This window comes from Microbulbifer sp. ARAS458-1 (genome assembly GCF_045348205.1).
GTDB lineage: Bacteria > Pseudomonadota > Gammaproteobacteria > Pseudomonadales > Cellvibrionaceae > Microbulbifer.
This window is the reverse complement of record NZ_CP155838.1, coordinates 2,349,469-2,370,735: the sequence shown is the minus strand read 5'-3', so window position 1 is coordinate 2,370,735 and position 21,267 is coordinate 2,349,469. Positions and strand designations below refer to the sequence as shown.

Annotated in this window: 17 protein-coding genes and 5 tRNA genes; 5 read left to right on the top strand and 17 right to left on the bottom strand. The window is 56.2% G+C overall.

From position 1 onward, the window contains the following. Window positions 1-254: 254 nt before the first annotated feature. The 7 genes from AAFH99_RS09745 to AAFH99_RS09715 all read right to left on the bottom strand — a co-directional run bounded on the left by AAFH99_RS09745 (window position 255) and on the right by AAFH99_RS09715 (window position 4,641). Window positions 255-331: transfer RNA gene (locus tag AAFH99_RS09745), tRNA-Asp, on the bottom strand. 26 nt (window positions 332-357) lie between these two features. Beyond that, a tRNA-Val gene (locus AAFH99_RS09740) sits at window positions 358-433 on the bottom strand. Window positions 434-612: 179 nt separating this feature from the next. After that, entirely contained in the window at window positions 613-2,991 is a 2,379-nt protein-coding gene (locus AAFH99_RS09735) for a DUF6351 family protein (RefSeq protein ID WP_406827608.1), read from the bottom strand. Between the two features lie 344 nt (window positions 2,992-3,335). Then, entirely contained in the window at window positions 3,336-3,959 is a 624-nt protein-coding gene (gene cysC, locus AAFH99_RS09730; RefSeq protein WP_406827607.1) for an adenylyl-sulfate kinase, read from the bottom strand. A gap of 205 nt (window positions 3,960-4,164) precedes the next feature. Beyond that, window positions 4,165-4,240, bottom strand: a tRNA-His gene (locus tag AAFH99_RS09725). Window positions 4,241-4,470: 230 nt separating this feature from the next. Beyond that, window positions 4,471-4,547, bottom strand: a tRNA-Arg gene (locus tag AAFH99_RS09720). 17 nt (window positions 4,548-4,564) lie between these two features. Further along, window positions 4,565-4,641, bottom strand: a tRNA-Pro gene (locus tag AAFH99_RS09715). A gap of 422 nt (window positions 4,642-5,063) precedes the next feature. On the opposite strand from AAFH99_RS09715, the gene folD reads away from it, so the two are divergent. From folD to AAFH99_RS09700, 3 genes are read left to right on the top strand one after another with little or no spacing between them, the layout of a single operon-like run. Next, the gene (folD, locus tag AAFH99_RS09710; RefSeq protein ID WP_406827606.1) at window positions 5,064-5,909 is read left to right on the top strand and encodes a bifunctional methylenetetrahydrofolate dehydrogenase/methenyltetrahydrofolate cyclohydrolase FolD; all 846 of its coding nucleotides are present in this window, start codon (window positions 5,064-5,066) and stop codon (window positions 5,907-5,909) included. A 31-nt stretch (window positions 5,910-5,940) separates the two neighbouring features. Next, window positions 5,941-6,633 carry a 16S rRNA pseudouridine(516) synthase RsuA gene (rsuA, locus tag AAFH99_RS09705; RefSeq protein ID WP_043316639.1) on the top strand — a complete coding sequence of 231 codons (693 nt, stop codon included), beginning with the start codon at window positions 5,941-5,943 and terminating at the stop codon, window positions 6,631-6,633. 32 nt (window positions 6,634-6,665) lie between these two features. Next, window positions 6,666-7,685, top strand: coding sequence for a class I SAM-dependent methyltransferase (locus AAFH99_RS09700; RefSeq protein WP_051686938.1), 1,020 nt, complete (start codon window positions 6,666-6,668; stop codon window positions 7,683-7,685). A 35-nt stretch (window positions 7,686-7,720) separates the two neighbouring features. Here AAFH99_RS09700 and AAFH99_RS09695 read toward each other — a convergent pair whose 3' ends face one another. From AAFH99_RS09695 to AAFH99_RS09650, 10 genes are all read right to left on the bottom strand, one after another. Further along, entirely contained in the window at window positions 7,721-8,176 is a 456-nt protein-coding gene (locus AAFH99_RS09695) for a hypothetical protein (protein ID WP_043316641.1), read from the bottom strand. A gap of 84 nt (window positions 8,177-8,260) precedes the next feature. Then, window positions 8,261-9,013 carry a methyltransferase domain-containing protein gene (locus AAFH99_RS09690; RefSeq protein ID WP_043316643.1) on the bottom strand — a complete coding sequence of 251 codons (753 nt, stop codon included), beginning with the start codon at window positions 9,011-9,013 and terminating at the stop codon, window positions 8,261-8,263. A 17-nt stretch (window positions 9,014-9,030) separates the two neighbouring features. Continuing rightward, window positions 9,031-9,501, bottom strand: a complete 471-nt coding sequence (locus tag AAFH99_RS09685) for a GAF domain-containing protein (RefSeq protein ID WP_156035129.1) — start codon at window positions 9,499-9,501, stop codon at window positions 9,031-9,033. Between the two features lie 133 nt (window positions 9,502-9,634). Next, window positions 9,635-10,084, bottom strand: a complete 450-nt coding sequence (locus tag AAFH99_RS09680; RefSeq protein WP_043316645.1) for a hypothetical protein — start codon at window positions 10,082-10,084, stop codon at window positions 9,635-9,637. A gap of 245 nt (window positions 10,085-10,329) precedes the next feature. Then, window positions 10,330-13,965 carry an ATP-binding protein gene (locus AAFH99_RS09675; protein WP_406829174.1) on the bottom strand — a complete coding sequence of 1,212 codons (3,636 nt, stop codon included), beginning with the start codon at window positions 13,963-13,965 and terminating at the stop codon, window positions 10,330-10,332. 119 nt (window positions 13,966-14,084) lie between these two features. Further along, on the bottom strand, window positions 14,085-14,789 hold the full coding sequence (locus AAFH99_RS09670; protein ID WP_043316646.1) for a DUF4194 domain-containing protein: 705 nt from the start codon (window positions 14,787-14,789) through the stop codon (window positions 14,085-14,087). Continuing rightward, window positions 14,786-16,222 (bottom strand): Wadjet anti-phage system protein JetA family protein, encoded by a 1,437-nt coding sequence (locus tag AAFH99_RS09665; RefSeq protein ID WP_406827605.1) that lies wholly within the window; start codon window positions 16,220-16,222, stop codon window positions 14,786-14,788. The genes AAFH99_RS09670 and AAFH99_RS09665 overlap by 4 nt, the downstream gene beginning before the upstream one ends. Window positions 16,223-16,246: 24 nt before the next feature. Then, window positions 16,247-16,435, bottom strand: a complete 189-nt coding sequence (locus AAFH99_RS09660) for a DUF3012 domain-containing protein (protein ID WP_406827604.1) — start codon at window positions 16,433-16,435, stop codon at window positions 16,247-16,249. 84 nt (window positions 16,436-16,519) lie between these two features. Beyond that, entirely contained in the window at window positions 16,520-17,893 is a 1,374-nt protein-coding gene (gene cysS, locus AAFH99_RS09655) for a cysteine--tRNA ligase (protein WP_406827603.1), read from the bottom strand. 167 nt (window positions 17,894-18,060) lie between these two features. Then, window positions 18,061-19,734 (bottom strand): glutamine--tRNA ligase/YqeY domain fusion protein, encoded by a 1,674-nt coding sequence (locus AAFH99_RS09650; protein ID WP_043316656.1) that lies wholly within the window; start codon window positions 19,732-19,734, stop codon window positions 18,061-18,063. A gap of 164 nt (window positions 19,735-19,898) precedes the next feature. Between AAFH99_RS09650 and AAFH99_RS09645 the strand changes: the two genes are divergently transcribed. Next, entirely contained in the window at window positions 19,899-20,408 is a 510-nt protein-coding gene (locus AAFH99_RS09645; RefSeq protein ID WP_406827602.1) for a peptidylprolyl isomerase, read from the top strand. Window positions 20,409-20,462: 54 nt separating this feature from the next. Next, the gene (locus AAFH99_RS09640; RefSeq protein WP_043316661.1) at window positions 20,463-21,191 is read left to right on the top strand and encodes a UDP-2,3-diacylglucosamine diphosphatase; all 729 of its coding nucleotides are present in this window, start codon (window positions 20,463-20,465) and stop codon (window positions 21,189-21,191) included. Window positions 21,192-21,267: the final 76 nt, after the last annotated feature.

Genomic DNA, 21,267 nt, shown 5'->3' with positions numbered 1-21,267 from the left:
GCCTCCGGGTTGGGATTAGAGGACATTTGACCTAAATATATTCGACAAATGGACAAATTGCAAAGACGGTGGAACCTAGGAGTACAGTAGGTACCACATCGGGACGGGACTGACTCAGGCCTATCGGCCTTCGCCCTGCGGGCACCTTCGGCGTCCTAAATCGCTTTGCGACTTGGTCGAACGGGGGCTCGAGTCCGACGGTCCGCCATATACGCAAAAGGCCCTGCTCTTTCGAACAGGGCCTTTTGCGTATATGGCGGACCGGACGGGACTCGAACCCGCGACCTCCGGCGTGACAGGCCGGCATTCTAACCAACTGAACTACCGGTCCGCAGTAGCACCTCGTTTGATGAGGTATGGTGGGTGGTACAGGGGTCGAACCTGTGACCTACGCCTTGTAAGGGCGCCGCTCTACCAACTGAGCTAACCACCCTTTCGGGTAACTGTCTTTCGAGCTAAAAGCGATCAAGTTTTCCGATTTCGCTCTGGGCTTGTCCCCCGAGAGCGAGGCGCATCTTACCGGACTGTGATTTAGTGTCAACAAAAAAGACGCCAAAAAATTAAAAAACTTTTCAGCGCCTACTTATTAACCTAAGTCATTGATTTTTAGAACTAATCTTCCAAAGGTGCGGCCTCCGCAGACACCGGGGTCGGCACGATTTCTTCCTCCACCTCAGACTCCCCTGCGATCTGCTCTGGCGCCAAGCGATAGTCCGAATTCACCGGCTGCCCGGCAATGATGACAGGTCCGCCTTGATGGAAAAGTGGCCCCTTTGGCCGGCCGACATCGGGCTCGTTGTAATTACACACACCATCCGGAAAGATCCGCCGCATATCATCAATACGGGAAACAACCTGATCCGTGGCTGCGCCATAGGTATCTTTGACGATTGCGCGCTCCAGGGGTTGCAAAGCGCACTTGAACACATCGCCGGTTATGGGTGCGCCGGCCATCTGACGGGGGGTGCTGTAAATGGGATACCGCTGCATACATGCGCCATTGGGCTTGTGATTCCATGCGCCGTCCCAGACACCTGGACCAGCAGCCAACACGTTTCCGTTTTTGTCGAAACAGCGATCGGTCGCCTCTACCGGCTTGTTACCGGCTACGCCCCGTTCGGGGTTTTCCGCGATTTTCTGAATCCAATGGTCGATGATGTCGAGGGCCTCATCGACCGGGTTGTATTTTTTATGACTCATCCAGATCAGCTGATTCTCCGCATGCCCCCGCGCCCGACGGATACGCTCGCGGCTTGAGAAGGACGCGAGGCTGTGGTGCATATCCAGTTCACCTTCCAGATAGTGCCGCAGGTCGACGATAGGTATCTCGACATCCCCCAGGAATACGTGCCCCGAGCGGTAGATACCTTCGATTGCTTCAATATCCGCCACACTTCTGGGGGCCGGGTTATCCAGCCCACCCAGATTCATATTGTGTTCACTCCACACCGATAGCTCGACAGGGAACACGTCACCATTCATAAACCAGAGCTTTTCACCACCCTGCTCCGTGGGTTCTTTCCAGCCGCCAATGGTCGCGTTGAGGCGCAGGAATTCGTCGATATCAATTTTTCCCTGCTTCAGCGCATTCAATCCGTACTGGACCCCCTGATTGTCCCAGGCGCTGTTGGCGTAACCATCCTGCCCCGCACCGTAGAAATCACGCAGGTCTTCCCAATGCGTCCAATGGGTTTTCTCTGCCACAGGATCCGCATAGCTCGCACTGAAGTGCACAAAATTAGGGTTGTTCACCAACGGCACAAGACCCCGCCAGCCCTGGACACACTCCGAGGCCCCGTTCGCCGTGCCCTTGTATCGGCTATCAAAGAGCCCCACGGCTTCTTCCAGGATTTTGAATCGATGATCAAAATCTGTTTTGGTGGCCAGACCAATAATCGCTTCACGCTCGGAGACCTCTTTCCAACGGTCATTTCCGGCGGCCACTACATCGAAATAATATTCGAGTGGCTCGCAGTCAAATACGTATATAGTCTGGCTCACCATGTCCGGGTATGAATAGAGCGGTACAGCCGCATCCAATACACCTGGAGCATTCTGTGCAATCAGGTATTGCTGGATAGCGCCGCCGGAACCGCCAATGCCAACGGTATACAGAGGCTCTTCATAAAGTGCGGCAAATTGCTTTTTCAGGCGCCGGGCAGTGTCTTCTGCCAGCCAGATATTGTAGTGATTACTGGTCTGATTCGCGGTGGAGTACACAACGGCGTAGCCGCGCGCAAGCTGATCTTCCCGGCGCTCAACGATGTGATTACGACCGATATTTCCCTGACGGCGGCCCACACCGACACCACCGCGGAACTGGTAAATAAGCCGCTTGTTCCAGTTGCTGGTATTGGGTTTTTCTGCGGTCTCGCCATCACCTTTTAACACCGCGATTGCGTAGAAAAAACGGTTGATAGTGCCGGTCTCCAGGCGCACCACAAAATCGGTGGTACGGCCGTTGACAGTAACCTGATCGATATCCCCATTCGCGTCTTCCAGCGGATGAAATTGACCATCCACCGCGCTTCGGTAGAAATAGGAAACTGACGTAGCGTGAGTGCAATCGCGACTATACCCAATCACTTCATCCGTCTGCCCCCCCTGCTCGTCGAGAGCGAACACGGGAATGCCTTCCCCGTTGTGATTATCCACCAGCGGTTGGAGATTGGTGACCTTATTCTCCCCGCACAGAAACGGGTAAGTGGAAGGCCCCGAAAACAGGGTTTCGACGGGTCCGCTTTCCCCGATGGCAATCGGGAATGGAAAATATTCGGCTGGGCGGCCACTTTTTCTTGGGTGATCCCCCAGGTAGGCAGCCTGGGGCGCATGATCCAGTGCTCCCGCAGGAACCCCAACCACCGGCGCTTTCGGCACGCCGGGTAACCGCGGCAGGTTTTCATAGACAAACCAGATGCCCAACCCCAGCAGTATAAAAAATGCGGCAACAACACTGGTTACCACTCGCCGGACTCCAAATCGCGCAGTCATATTCCTTGCGCTCCAAGCCATATGCGCCTCCGTACGCCATGTATTCCTGTGCACCGAACAGACGAAGTCTTTCGTCATCAAAAACTGCGGGCACAGCAACAGTATATGTGGCGCCGGGAAAAGCGTTGGCCGGTTGGCGGGCGAGTTTACTCGAAGAAAATTCGGCAGGGATTGCCGTTTAAAATTTAGACAGAAAGAATGGAGAAATCAAAGAACGTTGATGTCGAAAGGCCTATTTGCGGGAGCACTTTTTCCTGAAACAGAACGTGACTGGCTCGCCATGAAAATTTTTCGTGCCACTCTGCAGGAGCCTGGTAACAGACTCCTACAGCAACCCATCAGGATCAGACAATGATGCCGCGATCCTGCAGGGATTTGACCACCGCCTCAACCTCTTCTTCCAGGGTCATTTTGTCGGTGCGCAGATGCAGTTCCGGTGATTCTGGCGCTTCGTAGGGGTCGTCGATGCCGGTGAAGCCACGGATCTCGCCGGCGCGGGCTTTCTTGTACAGGCCTTTCGGGTCGCGTTCTTCAGCGGCTTCCAGGGAGCAGTCGACAAACACCTCCATAAACGGCAGGTCGCCCTCTTCGTGGACCTTGCGCACCATGGCGCGATCATCGGCGTAGGGGCTGATAAAGCTGCTCAGTACCACAACGCCAGTGTCAGCGAACAGCTTGGAGATCTCACCTACACGGCGGATGTTTTCCTGACGGTCTTCCGCAGAGAAGCCCAGGTTGGAGTTGATACCGAGGCGGATATTGTCGCCATCGAGACGGTAAGTCAGGACGCCACGGGCTGTCAGCGCTTTCTCTACTGCAACCGCAACGGTGCTTTTACCGGAGCCGGAAAGGCCGGTGAACCACATGGTCACGCCCTTATGCCCCAGCATTGCAGCACGGTCACCACGGGTAACTTCCCCATCGTGCCAATGAACATTGGTTGCCTTACGCTCGACTACTTCCGTCACGCTCTTCCCCTAAGTACTGTTGAACTTGCGAATAAATAATTGCTCCGACGCCAAGTACTCAACAGCATTTGGGACGGAAATCTAAAACTGGCGCGCATTATCCTAGATCGCCCCAGTGCAGGTAAAGGCAACCCATAGAACAATAAAGTGCTAAAACCAAAAAACCCGGCATAAAGCCGGGTTTGCGGGACCAGAAGGTCATATATGGGGTGGCCGACGGGGATCGAACCCGCGACCTCAGGAGCCACAATCCTGTGCTCTACCAACTGAGCTACGGCCACCACTGAACGCTGTTTAACGTTGTACACTGTGGCTGCACAACGGCGATGTTTCCACCGCACTCCCAGCCTGGCCCAAAGCCCGGCAGGGTAAAAATCGCTGTGTGCAAAGCACTGCTTTGCGGCGATTTTTACGCCCATCAGCTGTGCTGATGGGCCGGAATAGTCCTGCGTCTTTTAGCTCGCTGCGGACCATCACTAGTCTGCCAAGCTCGCAGCCACTATCAGAGATATGGCACGCCCGGCAGGACTCGAACCTGCGACCATCCGCTTAGAAGGCGGATGCTCTATCCAGCTGAGCTACGGGCGCAAGAAAACCCGGTAAATTGGTCGGGGCAGAGGGATTCGAACCCCCGACATCCTGCTCCCAAAGCAGGCGCGCTACCAGACTGCGCTATGCCCCGATTTCTTTCCCGAGGGTGTCCCCCCGTTCGAGAGCGCGCATATTACTTGCGGCTCCCTAGGGTGTCAACGGCGCTAAGCCATTCTTTTTTAAAGTAGTTTAGCCTTTCGCCAATGTGGCGATGTTATGAGTGACCGAATAGGGAAAATGTTCGCCGCTTGTGCGAAAATGCCGCGCCTAAATTAAGCTTTAGCAGGCTGACGGTCTTAGGCGCTCGTCGCGAGGGAAAGTCCGGTTCGAGCTATTTTGCGTGCAAACCCGAGGCGAATAGCCAGCTAATTAACGAGGGTTTGTACACAAAAGAGCCGAATCCGGCTTTACCACAGCAGAGCAGTCCTAAGTTCGACAGCCTGCTCGCTCCAACATCTAATGAGTGCCCCGCCCACATGGCGCCGGTACTCCCTGTTCAGGTTGAGAAACTCTATGTCTGCACTGGTTCTGGATGGCAAGGCCCTTGCCCAGAAAACAGAAGAAGAACTGTCTGCCCGCGTTGCCGCCATGAAAGAAAAGAGCGGCGGCCAGACGCCGATTCTGGCTACTATCCTGGTGGGCGACGACCCTGCATCCGCCACTTACGTAAAGATGAAGGGCAATGCCTGCCGCCGTATTGGCATGGACTCCCTGCAAGTGGAGCTCCCCTCCTCCACAACCACGGCACAGCTGCTGGCGAAAATTGAAGAGCTGAATGCCAACCCGAATGTACACGGCATCCTGTTACAGCACCCGGTACCTGAGCAGATTGACGAGCGCGCCTGCTTCGATGCCATTGCCCTGGACAAAGATGTCGACGGCGTAACCTGTCTGGGCTTTGGCCGCATGGCAATGGGTGAAGAAGCATACGGCTGCGCTACGCCCAAAGGCATCATGCGCTTGCTGGAAGCGTACGATATTGAAATGGAAGGTAAACACGCGGTGGTCGTGGGCCGCAGTCCGATTCTTGGCAAACCTATGGCCGCAATGCTGCTGAACGCCAATGCCACTGTGACCATCTGCCACTCGCGCACCCAGGACCTGGAGGATCACATCCGCCGCGCGGATATTGTGGTCGGTGCGGTGGGCCGCCCGGAGTTTATCAAGGCCGACTGGATCAAGGACGGCGCCGTAGTTGTGGACGCCGGGTACCACCCAGGTGGCGTGGGCGATATCGAACTGGGGCCACTGGCAGAACGCATATCAGCCTATACCCCGGTTCCCGGAGGCGTAGGCCCTATGACCATCAATACCCTGATTTACCAATCCGTCGATTCCGGTGAGAAAAAACTTGGTTAAGCCCACTTCACCACAATCGGCATCCGCCCCCATGCGCCTGGATAAAGCCGTCAGTCAGGTGACCGACCTGTCCCGAGCAGATGTGAAAAGAGCCGCGCGCCAGGAACGGATTACCGTCAATGGCGTAGCGGTAACCGACCCCTCCGCAAAAATCAGTGACACCGATGAACTTTGCCTGGACGGGGACATACTGAGCGCGGCAGGCCCGCGCTACTTTATGCTGAACAAGCCACTTGGCTACGTGTGCGCCACTAAGGACGGGGAACACCCCATCGTTTTGGACCTCTTGGACGAGCCGAATCTGCAAAAACTGCATATTGCCGGACGTTTGGATATTGATACTACCGGGTTGGTACTGATTACCGACGACGGCCAGTGGTCCCACCGCATTGCCTCACCTCGCCATCAGTGCGCCAAAACTTACTATGCGCACTTGGCGGAGCCAATTGCAGACGATGCAGTAGAGAAGTTTGAAAAAGGGGTCTGGCTCAACAATGAGAAAACCCGCACCAAACCCGCCAAGCTGGAAATCCTTTACCGCAACGAAGTGCGCATCACCATTACCGAGGGACGCTACCATCAGGTAAAACGTATGTTTGCCGCCCTTGGCAATAAAGTATTGGAGCTACACCGAGAAAGTATCGGTGAGATCCAATTGGACGAGATGCTGACGGAAGGGGAATACCGCCCACTGACGCCAGAAGAAATCGCCAGTATTGGTTGATTCACTCCGATCACTTCCGCCGGAATCCAACTATGCCTGCCCTGCTCTCCCAACTGTTACGCGAAAGTGACGCGAACACCCTTTGGATCGCAGACGAGAACGCCAAAGCCCTGCTAACCCAGGGCTTCTCCTTTTCTGGAACGCTACTCAGTAACCGCTGGGATCTGGTACAGGCAGCGCTACAGTGTGGAATCACCGCCATTTTTTCAGACTTTGAGCTGGCAAAAGCCGGCTCGGATTTCTCGCAGATTATTTACCCTGTCTCCAAGGAAAAGGCGGCGGTTCATCATGTCATCAATTCCGCACCGCTCGTGTTGCGCGAAAACGGCGAACTGATTCTGTTGGGCAGCAAGAACAGCGGTATCAAGACCTACGCGCAAAAGGCAGCTCAGTACCTGGGCACGCAGAAGAGCCTGCAAAAACACGGCACGGAATATCTGAGTCGCAACAATTTTCCTGTTGGCACGACACTCGGTGCGCCACTGGACGATAGCGAATACCCGTGGCTCCGGGCGCTGATAGAACTGGATGGCCTCTATTCCAAACCTGGCCTGTTTGGCTGGAACAAAATCGATGTGGGCAGCGCCCTGCTGGCCAATCACCTTGCCGACCATATGCGGCCCGCTCTTTTTACCGCGGTGGATCTGGGCTGCGGTTATGGCTACTTGAGTCGCGAGCTGTCAAAACTGGCCCCGCAGGCGCACATCCTGGCTACAGACAACAATGCTGCGGCACTGCTTGCCTGTGAAAAAAACTTCACTGAGAGCAAGATTCCAGGTGAAGTCATTCCCGGTGATGCCGGATCGGAAATAGCCAGCGCGTCAGCAGATATGATTTTGTGTAATCCGCCTTTTCACCAGGGGTTCCAGGTCGAAGGTGATCTGACAACACGCTTTCTCGATCAGGCAGCACGTATACTGCGCCCGAAAGGCACGGCATTATTTGTGGTAAATGAATTTATTCCGCTGGGGAAAAAAGCTGAGGAACGCTTTCAGCAAGTGGAGTTACTGGAGAAGGCCAGAGGTTTCTGTATCTATCGCCTATTGCGATAAATCACCGACACTTCCCCGGAAATTACTTAACCAAATCAGTAATCTCTGAGGTTGAACAGATTCATTGACAGCGTATGCTCCTCGAGCTGCTCCAGCTCAAGTAAACGCTCCAATGCATGCTTCGCGCTGGGTGTATCCGCCACCAGTAGCAGATCCCGATACTGGTCCGCCAGATACATTTCGATGTCCATCGCTATTTGCCCAATGGCTTCCACATCCGTGATATCCGTATTGCGCAACCGTTGCAGTAACTCAGGCTCACGCCCCTCTGGTGCAAACTGCACCCACGTATGCAACGCCCCCTCCCCCACATCTTCCCGAAAGTTCTCCAGAGTATGCGTCATGGAGACCTCCCGGCGCTTTAACTGGTCAAGCAAGAGACTGGCGCGCGCATTCACGGAAAGTAGTTCGAACTCTTCGTACTGACGGCTTAACTTAAGGTGGAACTCCCTCCCCTCCTGGATCACATCTTCCAAGGTCTTGTACCGCATCAACTGGTCCCGGGAAAATAACTGACTAAAATCAGTATAGACTCAAGGATCATTAACCCGCCAATCGAAATCCCCCGGTTCGACCTACCGAAGCGGGCGCAGACGGGCATCCAATTTTCGGCACGGATCGCGGGGATTAATTGCGGAAGGGGCCCACTGAAGAAGATCGGCACGGAGGAGAGGAGCACGACTGAAAACACCTATACAGTTTTCGTATTCGGGGTGCTCGAAGGTCCAGGCGCCCTTGCCGGGCGCAAGCTGTGAACGAACCACTGAAGTACGCCAGCCGCTATCCAGCAACTCCCGGCGACAGCCAAAGTTACCGACCACTACACCATGAGGAGCTAGGATATTCAGCAGCTGTCGGCACCAGTCCGGATCGGCGGGAAAGGCTCTCCGAGCCTCACCATCTGCATGTCCAAAAAGATCATCGACTACCAAGTCGAACTGCGCGGCCTTGGACTGCTGACACCCGGATAGATACTCGCGGGCATCCGCGCAAATCAGTTCAGCCCCTTTCACACCGAAAAAGCGCCGGGCAACATTGAGGTGTACGCGATCGATATCCACACCCACAATGGAATCCGGAGCCACAAATGACTGCAACAACCGAATCAACGCACCGCCCCCCACCCCAAGCAGCAGGACACGCTTGACCTGCTCAGGGGGCCGAAAAAAGGTCGGTAGCAACAGCAGCTCCCACAAGGAGCCCTTTAACGGGTCTCTCGGGTTCCACTGGGAATGGAATACACCATTACTGTATAACCGCACGGAGGCGCCATGGGTGCGCACCTCATAACGATCGCCGCCGCGGCACTGTCGCCAGATAATCGCCATCCCAGAGCACCTGCGCCTTAGCTACCGGGCAACTCCGAGTGCTTGAGCAGTGTTTGCGCGAACAGCTCAATACCCGCGAGATCCTGCTCGGTAAAGCGGGCTATTTGCGGGCTATCGATATCGAGAACTCCGATACAACGTTCACCGTTATACAAGGGAACGACGATTTCCGACGCAGAAACCGCATCGCAGGCGATATGTCCCGGAAAAGCGTGTACGTCTTCCACCAACTGTGACTGTCCTGTTTTCACAGCGGTACCACAAACTCCCGCGCCAACAGCGATACGAGTGCACGCAGGCTTACCCTGAAATGGGCCGAGGCGTAATTCATCGCCATGCAGAAAATAGAAACCGGCCCAATTGATGTCCGACAGCTCCAACCAGAGCAGCGCACTGGCATTGGCCGTGTTGGCCAGCCAATCCCGCTCACCGGTCAGTAGACCAGCCAGTTGACTGGTGAGAGATTCATAAAATGCAGTAACCGTCATAGCGACCTCGAGCATTAGCGTCCGGTAAATCAGTCCATACCAGAATGTCAAAAGCCCGCAACAGCGGGCTCAGAAGTAATTGTACGGGCTGGACAGAACGGAATAAAGCCCGCCCGCCGGGTCACTGAAAACGTTACTGGTAGGGATCGGTTACCGGTGCTTCCGCTTCGGATTGCCCTTCATAGGTTTCCGCATCGACCGATGGCCTCGCCCACTCGCTCTCGTCACTTTCAGATTGATTCGCGCGAATAGCCGGACCGGTAGTAGTCACGTCTCCAGCGACAAGGGCACGTTTGCGCACCCCAGGCGCATGCTGGCTGACCGGGGCACTGGGTTCCGCCGGGGCGTTCCTGAGCACACGGCTGGCAACGGTATTCAGGTTCGGGCGGCGGCGATCCGCCAGCTTCACCGCTTCCAGCTCCGCATTCAGACGATTGATTTCCGCCTGCATATCACCGAGCTTTGCCTGCAAATCGGTAATCTGGGACAGCACCCCTTTTACCTTGCGGCTCTCCTGTTCGTACAACACCGCAGCGCCTCCAAAGGCCACCACGAAGACCAACAAAATCGAAAATTGACGCATTCAAGCCTCCCCTGCTTATGCGCGATTACTGTATATAATTCGGCGAATACTACCGGAAGTGGGGATATATTCCGTGAACTGGCATGTAAAACGCAAGTTCAATCTATGACCAGCAAGGCCGCTCGCTTCCTCATCGTATCGGGCGTGATCCGGTGTCCGAGCATAACAGCGATACCGGACCTGATCCGGTATCCAGCTTGGTAGCTCCGGATCCCGGCCTTTGCTGAGATGATGAAATGCGAGGTTTATTCAGATACCTCATCAAGCAAATCCAGAAACTCCAGGCTCGCCTGTTGCCGAATGGTGTGGCGGTGGTTGGCCCAGAGTTTGGCAATTTTTTCCTGATTACAGACTTTGCGGTCAACGTACACCCGCGTGTTTAATTCTCCGATAGGTTTGGGGCTCGGGCATTTGCTAAACACAAACTGGTTCGAGATGAGATCCATGAAAGGCCCCGACTTACTGCTGGGCATAATAAACAGCAGCTGCAGGCCCAGAGTCTCGGTCAGATAGCGAATCACCTCGCGGGAGCGGGACTCGTCCATCTTGGAAAATGCCTCATCCACCAATACCATTTTCAGGTGGCTGTTACCGTCATTGAAACGGAAGGCGGATGTCACCGCGGCGGAGCGAATGATATAGGCTGGGGTCTCCAATTGGCCGCCGGAGCCAGTCCCGTACTGGCTGAGCGCGATGGGTTCCTTACCCTGAGGCTCTTTGTAGATTTCGTAGTTGCGGTAGTTACGATAGTCACTGATGCGGTCGAGTTCACGGCGCGCCACCTGCTCGTCTTCGCTGAGTAGCATACCCAGCAACCGATCGCGGACCTTCTGATGCTTCGGATCCAGATCCGCATCAAACAGACTCTGCTCTTCGCCCAGGTTGGGCAATTCAATCACTGCTTTGAAGAAGTTCCAGTATTCCTTGAACTCGGGCACCCAGCGATAATCAAAGCGGAAGCGCTCGCGATCCGCGCCGAAGCGGTGGTGTTCCAGCTCCAGATTCAAGTCGTCCAGCACGCGCTTACCATCGTTGATGGACTGATAAATCGCGTGACACAAATGGGTGACGAAGGTGGTGTTAAAGGATTTTTTCAGTCCTTGCAGCTGCTCGTGGCGGTCCACCAGCAGATTATTTTTCAGGCGATTGCGCAGTGCGGTCACCTGCTCCACCAGCTGACAAACCAGTTTAAATTGGCGTTCGCTGTGACCTGCGGCAAAATCGGGATCGAATGAGAGGGTATCGCCGGTACTGCAGCTGCTGTTGTACTCCATGACCGCCTTCAGCAACTGGTGGCTGTATTTCTGTAACAGACCGCGCCACTCGGCCACATCCTGGGAAAAATCGAAACCGTCGTCGGCTTGCGCGGCCTGGTCATCCGCTTTTTGCAGGGTCGATTCCGCATCGAAGTCCGGGGTAATCTGGGCAATACGCTGCACGGCGGCTTCGCTATCGGATAGCGCCTCGTCCAGCTGATCCAGCTGAGCGGACAGTGCCTGCAGCTGGCGTCCGATGCCATCGAGATTACTCTCCAGTTTGCCGGCAAGCTTTTGCAAACCAGCACCCTGCTGGCGTTCAGCTTCGAGTTTATCGTGCAGTTCGTTGGCCTGCTGCTCCAACTCAAGGCCATCGTTGAGATCAAGGTTGGACAGCGCCTGCTCCGCATTGCGGCCCTGACGCTGGGCATCCAGCGCGCTATCGACTGCATCCAGCAATTTCAGCGGGTTAAGGTTGCGCACAGCCTGCGCCAGTCTACGCAACTGTTGCTGCTGCTCATTTATTTGACCCGCCTCTTTCAGAAGCTGCTGTAGCGCGTGTTCCTGCGCGGCCAGTGCCCGCGCCCGCGCACCCTGCCCAAACACCAGCTCACTATCGTCAATATCGCACCGCCACATACTGTAGTTGCCGCTGGCGAGCCCTTCCGAGGTCAGGCCGCGTCGGGTGCCTTTCAGTTCTTCAGCGTCGCGCACCTGCAATACGGAACCGTAGGACGCCCGCAGATAATATTCTGCGGTCTTGTGGCTGAAGGACATCAACTCCACGATGGATTTATTCTGCGCGTCCAAACGCTCGGCATCCCGGCGGGCTTTGTCCCCCTGGATCACCCGCGCCCGGTTACTACGGCCCGGCATACTGCGTACGATACGCATCGCCTCCGCCTCGTAATCCGGGTCCACGATAATCGAGAAACGCGCCCCCCCCAGATAACCTTCCACCGCCATCTGCCAGCGCTCATCCAGCACTTCCACAAAATCACACAGCACCTGTGGCTCCGCCTGTGGACATTGCTCACGAATGGCCGCCAGTGCCTGGTCCACATACTGTGGGTAACGCACACGATTAGCGTGCAGATGCTGAATCCGGGATTCCTGCGTGTGCAACTGCTTTTGTACCTGCTGCACCTTCAGCTCGCCGCGGGACACCAGGTCGTTGACCTGATCCCGCAGGGTCACCTCGCCCGGTTCCGCTCCGGTCATCAGCTGCACGAATCGATTCTGCTGGGCCTCGAAGTTGGCCACCACTTCTCGCAGCGATTCCTGGGCGGACAGATCAACCCAGTCCTTGCCCAGCAGACCGTCCAGCTTTGGCAACGCATCACTGCGAGCGACCGCCTTGAGAGACTTGACCAGGCCACCGTCACTGAACGCCGGAATCTCAAGAGAAACGGAGGTGGTGCTCAACAGGGACAGCAGTTCGCCGGCGGCTTCCTGGTTAGCCGCAAACAATTGTTGCTGAGCCGCCAACGGCGCTGCCAGAGAAGACAGCGCGCGGTTAGCCTCGGCGATTTTCTGATCCAGCTCGTCTTTGCTGCGCAGCGCCGCCACGCCCTGACGCTGAGCCTGGATCGCCACCAGCTGTTCGCTCAGATGGCGGGTGCGACTCTCCGACTGGAGGATTTCCTGGCCGGTACGTTCGAGCTCCGCACGGGTTTCCTTCTGCCGGTTTTTCCCCTCAACGTAGGTTTTCTGCACTCGCAACTGCTGGTGTTTGGCCTGCACGTACTCCTGAACCCGCAATTGCAACCACTGTTCGCTATACAGGTCCGCAGACTCGCCAATGCGCGCAAGCGCATCCACACGGTCGACAATCTCCCGTGCCTCCTGCTCCATGCCATGAATGGTTTTCATCAGCTCGGAAACAGAGCGGATGGCTTCTCCGAGATCGCGCTTTTCCAGTACTTCCTGAGCGACAAAATCGTTGATGCTCTTTACCGGCTTGTAGGCCATAAAGTTGGCAAATGTGCGCGCGGCGTGGGTAGCCTCACGATCCGGCACTGCATCCTTTCGGCCGCGCAGTGCGCCATAAAGCCGTCTCAGGTAGGCTTTCTTTTTATCGTACTGCTCGACCTTACCGAACTGCTTGCTGACGACACTGTAAAACTTGTCCAACGGCAACAGATGCTTGCCGTCTTTGTATTCCTTGATGAAATCGCCCATGGCCAGCTGCTCACCGGGAATTACGAAAAACTTGAGATTGTCCTGTCTAGCCTGCGCCGGTTTGGAGCTGGTATCCAAGTGCGCGCGAATCGCCATAACCGCGGTAAACGGCTCGCCGTCTTCGCCGTCGGTGGGGAAGAAATTACCGGCAATGTAACAATCGGTGGGCTGCAGGCGGGCGTAGCTGCCATCATCGCAGCCGAGTACATAAGACGCGAGCGTACGTACCTGCTTGCCGCCGCGACCGCGCTGGGTGGTCTCGTCCTGCCCCGGATTGAAAGTGAACAGGGTATCGTGGGCTGCCGTCATCAGGGTCTGAATGGCGTCGGCCGCGGTGGTTTTGCCGGAGCCGTTGCCGCCAGAAAACAGGTTGATGGGGCCGAAGTCGTATTCCAGCTGGGGAATGTTGCCCCAGTTGATCAGGATGAGTTTTTTCAGAAACATACGTTTCGAGTGCTCGGTTTCATTTTTCTCGGTGGCAGATATGCCTTCGTCATGCCGGACTTGATCCGGCATCCAGTACTACGTAGCGCTGGATTCCGGCCTACGCCGGAATGACGGCACTATTGTTCAGTGGCGAAGAGACTGTGATCTTCGCTGGTCGGGGTAATCCGTTCGGCTTGTTCTACTTCGTCTTTCGGCGCATCGCTTTCCAACAGCTGCGCCAGTGCGGATTCACTGACAAACTGCGCAATGGTCGGGCGCACCCGCAGCAGGGTTTCGGCCACGGCCTCGCTGTCTTCACCGTTGAATTGAATCAGGCGCAGCTGACGGAGTTTCTTCAGTAGCTGTTTGCGCTCGGCAAGTTTGTCCGGGAGGGACATCTTCAAAAGGTTGCGCAGGCCGAGCTCCAACGCCTCGAGCGTCAAGGCCACACAACCCTGATCATCCACCTGACCTTCCCGCAGAGATTTGTCGTACTCCACCCGCAACACCAGAATCGCCGCCACTTCCTGCTGCGACAGGCGCGCGCGGAAACCACCGTGATGCGGCTCTTCCTGATCCGGCATACCGGGGACTTCCGCCCCGGGTGGATAGACGCGGATAAACTGGAAACGGTTGTCGTGCTGCAAGCGCAGGCCCAGCGGCGCGATCCACTCGCGGATCAACTGTTCGCAACGCTGAAAGCGGTCGTACAGCACTGTTTCCACATTGCTTTCATCCCGGCAGATGACCCCGTAATCCAGCAGGCGCACCAGCAGTTCGGAAAATTCGTTGCGAGTCAGCCGGCACTGGGCCAGTGCCTCGTCCAAAGCCTGTTCAATCACGGTTTCTTCGACTCGGTTTTTAGTTCAAGGGTGTATTCATCGAATTGTTCAAAGTAATCGTTACTGGCGGTCTCGCCAGTGAAGGTCACCTCTACAAAGGGGCCGCTGCCATCCTGAGAAACGGCTGCCGCCTCCAGGGCATGGCTCATGGCGAGCAGGTCGCGGGCATTGGTCAACGGCAGCTCTGTACTACTGACGACCTGGCCGCAACCCAGGGCATTACTCAGGTAGGTTCGCAGATCGCTACCGTTGAAATTGAAAGCCTGATCCAGCAATTGCTGCAGCACGATGCCACGCTGGCTATCGTCGTCGATAGGCGCATCGTCTTCCACCAGGGTATTGACCGGCTGGCGGCGGCTGCGCTGCCACAGCTGGGTGTGCCTGGGATCAAACAATCGCAACTGGAAGGCAGCCAGGTCGCTGCCCAATTTGCCGAGTAATTCATCGCGATCGCTGTTTGCACCAAGCTCCTGGCACAGATCGGTAAAGGCACCTTCGGTGGTGCTTTGCAGGTAGCTCAACTGGCGGATAATGATTTCCGCCCGCTTGGTAAAACCCTGCAGGGCCTGACGCAATGCCGGGAGCTTCACTTCACAGGCGCGGCGCATACGGTCTTCGATCGTATCCAGCATTAACCACAGCACAGACTGCCCTTCCGCGTGGAGCTCCGGCAACTGCTGACGCAGCCGTTGCTCCCACTCGGCTTTCTTACTGTTGTCTTTGCGACGGATCTGGCCGATGACTCGGCTGATACTGTCGCGATGTTTTTCCACGCTATCCGCGGATAAGCGGATTGCCAGATCCGGCTGGAAACGACTCTCCATAAAGGAAAAAAATTCGTCGGTGGCCTGCTGCACGAGAATCTGTGCTTCCACCTCGCGCACCATTTCCCGTTTGCGCTCCTCCAGCTCTGCAATCATGTCGGTGAAGTCGGCAACAATACGCTCGGAATACTCCCAGGCGTCAATCAGGTCATAGACCTCGCCGCGATTGGCGAAAGCATCCAGGGAGTTCAGCGTGTTGCGGGTATTGCGGTGGCGGGTGCGTACGCGGGTGCTATTGAGTTCCACCATTGGCTGGGTAAACAGACGACCGCGGCGGCTGAAAGGATAAGAGACGGTCAGTGTGGCGGTGTCCACCAGCTTTTCCAACCAGCCGAATTCAACCAGGCTATTGAGTACCCAGGTCGCCTGTTCACGCAAGCCGCGAAAGCGCCCTTCCGACTCAGTGCTACCGTCGCTATCCAGTTGCGGGGCTCGAGTCAGTGCTTCGGCGAAAATTTCCAGTATCTGCTCGCGAGTCAGCGATTCGCCATAGTCCGCCTTCGCGGTGTAGAGGCGTTCATACAGCAGGCGCAGGCACTCGACCACCTGCTCACGGTATTTACCAGTGAGCGGGCGGAAGAAGTGCTGATAGGAATCTGCAAAGAACAACGGGCAGGCTTCCGAGTGGACGACTTATTGGTCTTCTGGTTTCTGGTTCAGTACGCAGTATTTGGTGTAATCACCGGCGTCTTTGAAGCTCCAGTCGCCCTTCGGGGTTTCATCCATTTTCTTGCACCAGGCATCGGAACCGCGCTTGGGTTCGCAGGCAGTGAGCAGGAATGCGGCGGAGAGGATACATGCAACTGAGAAGATCTTTTTCATGGTCGTTGTCTCTAATTTTTTATCTTTTATTTCGTCATTCCGGCGCATGCCGGAATGACGATGTAAGTAGCGCTTATCCGAACATTACTCCCGACGCCACTTGGTGCCTTCGCGGCTATCTTCCAATACCACGCCTTTAGCCTTGAGTTCCTCACGGATTTCATCAGCGCGGGCAAAGTTCTTGTCTTTCTTGCTCTGCTGACGCTCGGCGATCAGGGCTTCGATTTCCTCTTCATTGATCTCGTCGTCACCGCGGGATTGTTTGAACCAGGCTTCTGCATCCTGTTGTAGAATTCCCAGCATCTCGCCTGCGGCCAGCAACTGGCCCTTGAGTGCTGACTTGTGGGCATCGGCGGCCTTGTTCAGTTCGCGCGCCAACTGATGCAGCTCACTGATCGCGATCGGCGTATTCAGGTCGTCATGGAGGGCTTCGATAAACGCGGAGCCTTCCAGATTCGCTTCAGCCGCTTCAACGGATTGCGTTTCGCGCAGTGCGCCGTAAAGGCCATCGAGAGAACGCCAGGCCTGATCCAGCAGATCCGCACTGAAATTCAGCTCCGAGCGGTAGTGCGCTGACAGCAATGCGAAGCGCAGCACCTCACCGGGGTACTGTTGCAGCAGGTCGTTGACCATGCGGAAATTGCCCAGGGACTTGGACATTTTTTCACCGTCAATATTGACGTAGCCGTTGTGCATCCAGTAACGCACGAACTCCTTGCCGTTAGCGCAGCAGCTCTGAGCAATTTCATTCTCGTGGTGCGGGAAAGTAAGGTCACGACCACCGCCGTGGATGTCGATGGTATCCCCGAGATGCTTTTTGATCATCGCCGAACACTCCAGGTGCCAGCCCGGACGACCGTAGCCCCAGGGACTGTCCCAACCCGGTTCATCTTCGGAAGACGGCTTCCACAGTACAAAGTCACCGGCGTATTTTTTATACGGTGCCACTTCCACACGGGCACCGGCGAGCATATCGTCGAGAGAACGCTTGGAGAGTTTGCCGTAGTCGTCCATAGACTGTACTGCGAAAAGCACGTGCCCTTCGGCCGCGTAGGCGTGCCCTTTTTCAACTAGCGCCTCGATCATGGCAATCATTTCTGGCAGGTGCTCGGTGGCATAGGGAGTCACATCCGGCTGCAGCGTATTGAGCGCGTGCATATCTTCGAAATAGGCCTGGGCAAACCGCGCGCTGAGGGCACCGATTTCCTCGCAGTTATCCCGCGCAGCCTTCATGATCTTGTCATCGATGTCGGTAATGTTGCGTGCGTATACCACATCGCTGTAGAGGCTTTTCAGTACGCGATAAAGGGTGTCAAACACCACCGCCGGGCGCGCGTTGCCGATGTGTACACGGTTGTACACGGTCGGACCGCACACATACATACGCACGCGGTCTTCCTGAATGGGCTTGAAGATTTCCTTTTCACCGGAGAAGGTGTTGTAAACCTTGAGAGACATCTCTTCTCGCTGTTTCTAATTTTGTGGCTTTTTGGTAACGGACGGTGGATGCGCTGCGCTTATCCACCCTTCGGCTCGGTCCCAACGCTCTGGATACCGGCTTTCGCCGGCATGACGAGTGTTTAATTCCGTCATTCCGGCGTATGCCGGAATCCAGCACCTGGGACCTATTTGTTTTGCTCTTTGGCCCAGCTATCACGCAACCCGATGGTGCGGTTGAACACCGGCTTTTCCGGCGTGCCGTATTTGCTGTCGCGGCAGAAATACCCGTTGCGCTCGAACTGATAGCCTTTTTCTGGCTGCGCTTCGGCGAGGCCGATTTCGGCTTTACAGCCGGTCAGCACTTTCAGGTTGTCCGGGTTGACGGACTCCAGGAAGTTTTTGTCACCAACATCCGGGGATTCCTCATTGAACAGGCGGTCGTATAAGCGCACTTCGCAATCGACATTGTTGTCCGCAGATACCCAGTGGATCACACCCTTCGGCTTGACCCCGTCGGCGGGATCTTTACCCAGGGTATCCAGGTCTACGGAACACAGCACTTCAACAATCTCGCCGGCATCGTTCTTGACGACTTCGTCCGCCTGGATCACGTAGGCGTTGCGCAGGCGCACTTTCTTGCCGAGTACCAGACGTTTGTACTTTTTGTTGGCTTCCTCGCGGAAGTCTTCCTGCTCGATATACAGGGTTTTGGTGAACGGCAGCTCACGCGCCGGCAGATCTTCGCGCACCGGGTGGCCCGGGGCGCTCAGTATTTCCTGCTGCCCGTCCGGGTAATTGGTGAGAGTCACCTTGAGCGGCTCCATCACACACATGGCGCGGGGGGCATTCTTATCCAGGTCGTCGCGGATCGCGTACTCCAGCATGCCCACGTCCACCGTGGAGTCGGAGCGGGTCACACCGATCATTTCGCAGAACTGGCGGATAGAGGCCGGAGTGACACCGCGGCGGCGCAGACCGGAAATGGTGGGCATACGCGGGTCGTCCCAGCCGTCCACAAAACCCTCGTCGACCAACTGCTTGAGCTTGCGCTTGGACACAACGGTGTAGTTCAGGTGCAGGCGGGCAAACTCGTACTGGCGCGGGCGCGCCGGCACCGGCAGGTTTTCGATAAACCAGTCGTACAGAGGCTTATGATCTTCGAACTCTAGGGTACAGATGGAGTGGCTGATCCCTTCAATGGCATCCGACTGGCCGTGGGCGAAGTCGTAGCTCGGATACACGCACCATTTGTCACCGGTCTGGTGATGGGCCATTTTCTTGATGCGATAGATAATTGGGTCGCGCAGGTTGATATTCGGCGCAGCCATATCGATCTTGGCGCGCAGGCTGCAGCTACCTTCGTCGAATTCGCCAGCGGTCATACGCGCAAACAGATCCAGGTTCTCTTCCACGGAACGGTCGCGGTAAGGACTGTTTTTACCGGGCTCTTTCAGGGTGCCCCGGTACTCCCGCGCCTGATCGGCAGTCAGGTCACAGACGTAGGCCTTGCCCTGCTCGATCAGGTAGATGGCCCACTGATGCAGCTGGTCGAAGTAGTCGGAGGTGTAGCGCACATCCCCTGCCCAATCGAACCCCAGCCAGGACACGTCGCGCTTGATCGCGTTTACGTATTCCTCTTCTTCTTTGGCCGGGTTGGTGTCGTCGAAACGCAGGTTACACTGGCCACCGAACTCTTTCGCCAGGCCAAAATTCAGGCAGATGGATTTGGCGTGACCGATATGCAGGTAACCGTTGGGCTCCGGCGGGAAACGGGTGGTCAATTGCTCGACGCGGCCCTCGGCCAGGTCTTCGCGAATGATGTTCTGGAGGAAGTGAGCGGGCTTGCTCTCGGATGTCATAGCTTTCTCTAAATCAACGACTCGAAGTAAGCGGCGGATTATAACGCAGATGGCTGCCGCCGCATGGGGTTTTCACTGCTTGGATGTTACCGGACTGCGCGGCTTGCGTCGGTCTGTGAACAGAGTATCATGCCGCCCCAAACCGACCCCGGACAGGACATTTTATGATCACTCTGCACACCACTTACGGCGACATCGCCATTGAACTGGATTTTGACAAGGCGCCGAAGACCGCCGCGAATTTCCTGCAGTACTGCCGCGACGACTTCTACACCGGCACCATCTTTCACCGGGTGATCAACAACTTCATGATTCAGGGCGGCGGCATGACCCCGAACATGGACCAGAAGCCGACCCGCGACGCTATTGAAAACGAAGCCGACAACGGTCTGAAAAACGACACCGGCACCCTGGCCATGGCACGTACCATGGACCCGCACTCCGCCACTGCGCAATTCTTCATCAACGTGAAGGACAACGATTTCCTGAACTTCCGTGCCAAGGACGCACAGGGCTGGGGCTATTGTGTATTCGGTAAAGTGGTTGACGGTATGGACGTGGTCAACAAGATCAAAGACGTTCCCACCGGCAGCAACGGCTTCCACCAGGACGTCCCCACCGAGACCATCGAAATTACCGGTGTGACCGTGTCCGACGCCTACGCGGACAAGTAAGCGGACCTCGCGTACCAACTTCTCACACCTAGCGACCCCGGGCGGAGCAGACCAGTGGCAACCTACCTGATTTCAGACCTGCACCTGGACGAATCCCGCCCGGACATTACCCGGGCCTTTTTCGAGTTCCTGAAAGGGCCTGCGGCTAGCGCGGACGCGCTGTATATTCTCGGCGACTTTTTCGAAGTATGGATCGGGGACGATGACGATGCCCCCCTGATCGAAGAAGTTGCGCGACAACTCTACACCTACTCCACCTCCGGCCCCGACCTTTACCTGATGCACGGCAACCGGGACTTCCTGATGGGTGAGGACTTCGCCCAGCGCTGCGGCGCTACCCTGCTTCCGGATCCGAGCCTGGTAGAACTGGCGGGTCAGCCAGTCCTGCTGATGCACGGTGACAGCCTGTGCACCCGGGACCAGGAATACATGGCGTTCCGCCGGCAGGCCCGCAACCCGCTGTGGCAACAGGGCCTGCTCGCCAAACCCCTCGATGAGCGCCGCCAGATTGCCGCGCAGATCCGCGCCACCTCAAAATCCATGAACAGCCTGAAGGCGGAAGACATCATGGACGTGACCCCGGAAGAAGTGGTTAAAGCGATGGAAACCCACGGCGCCCAGACGCTGGTCCACGGACACACACATCGCCCGGACCGCCATGCAATGACTGCAAATGGACGGCCAGCTGAACGCATAGTGCTCGGCGACTGGGGTAAGTTTGCGTGGTGTATCAGGGCAGATGAAAGCGGCCTGTCATTGCAACACTGGCCAATCGAACCCTGAACCACTCAGCGTGGTCAGGCAGGCAAAAAAACGGGGCACAAAATGTGCCCCGCTTTCGTATAACGCGATACCCACT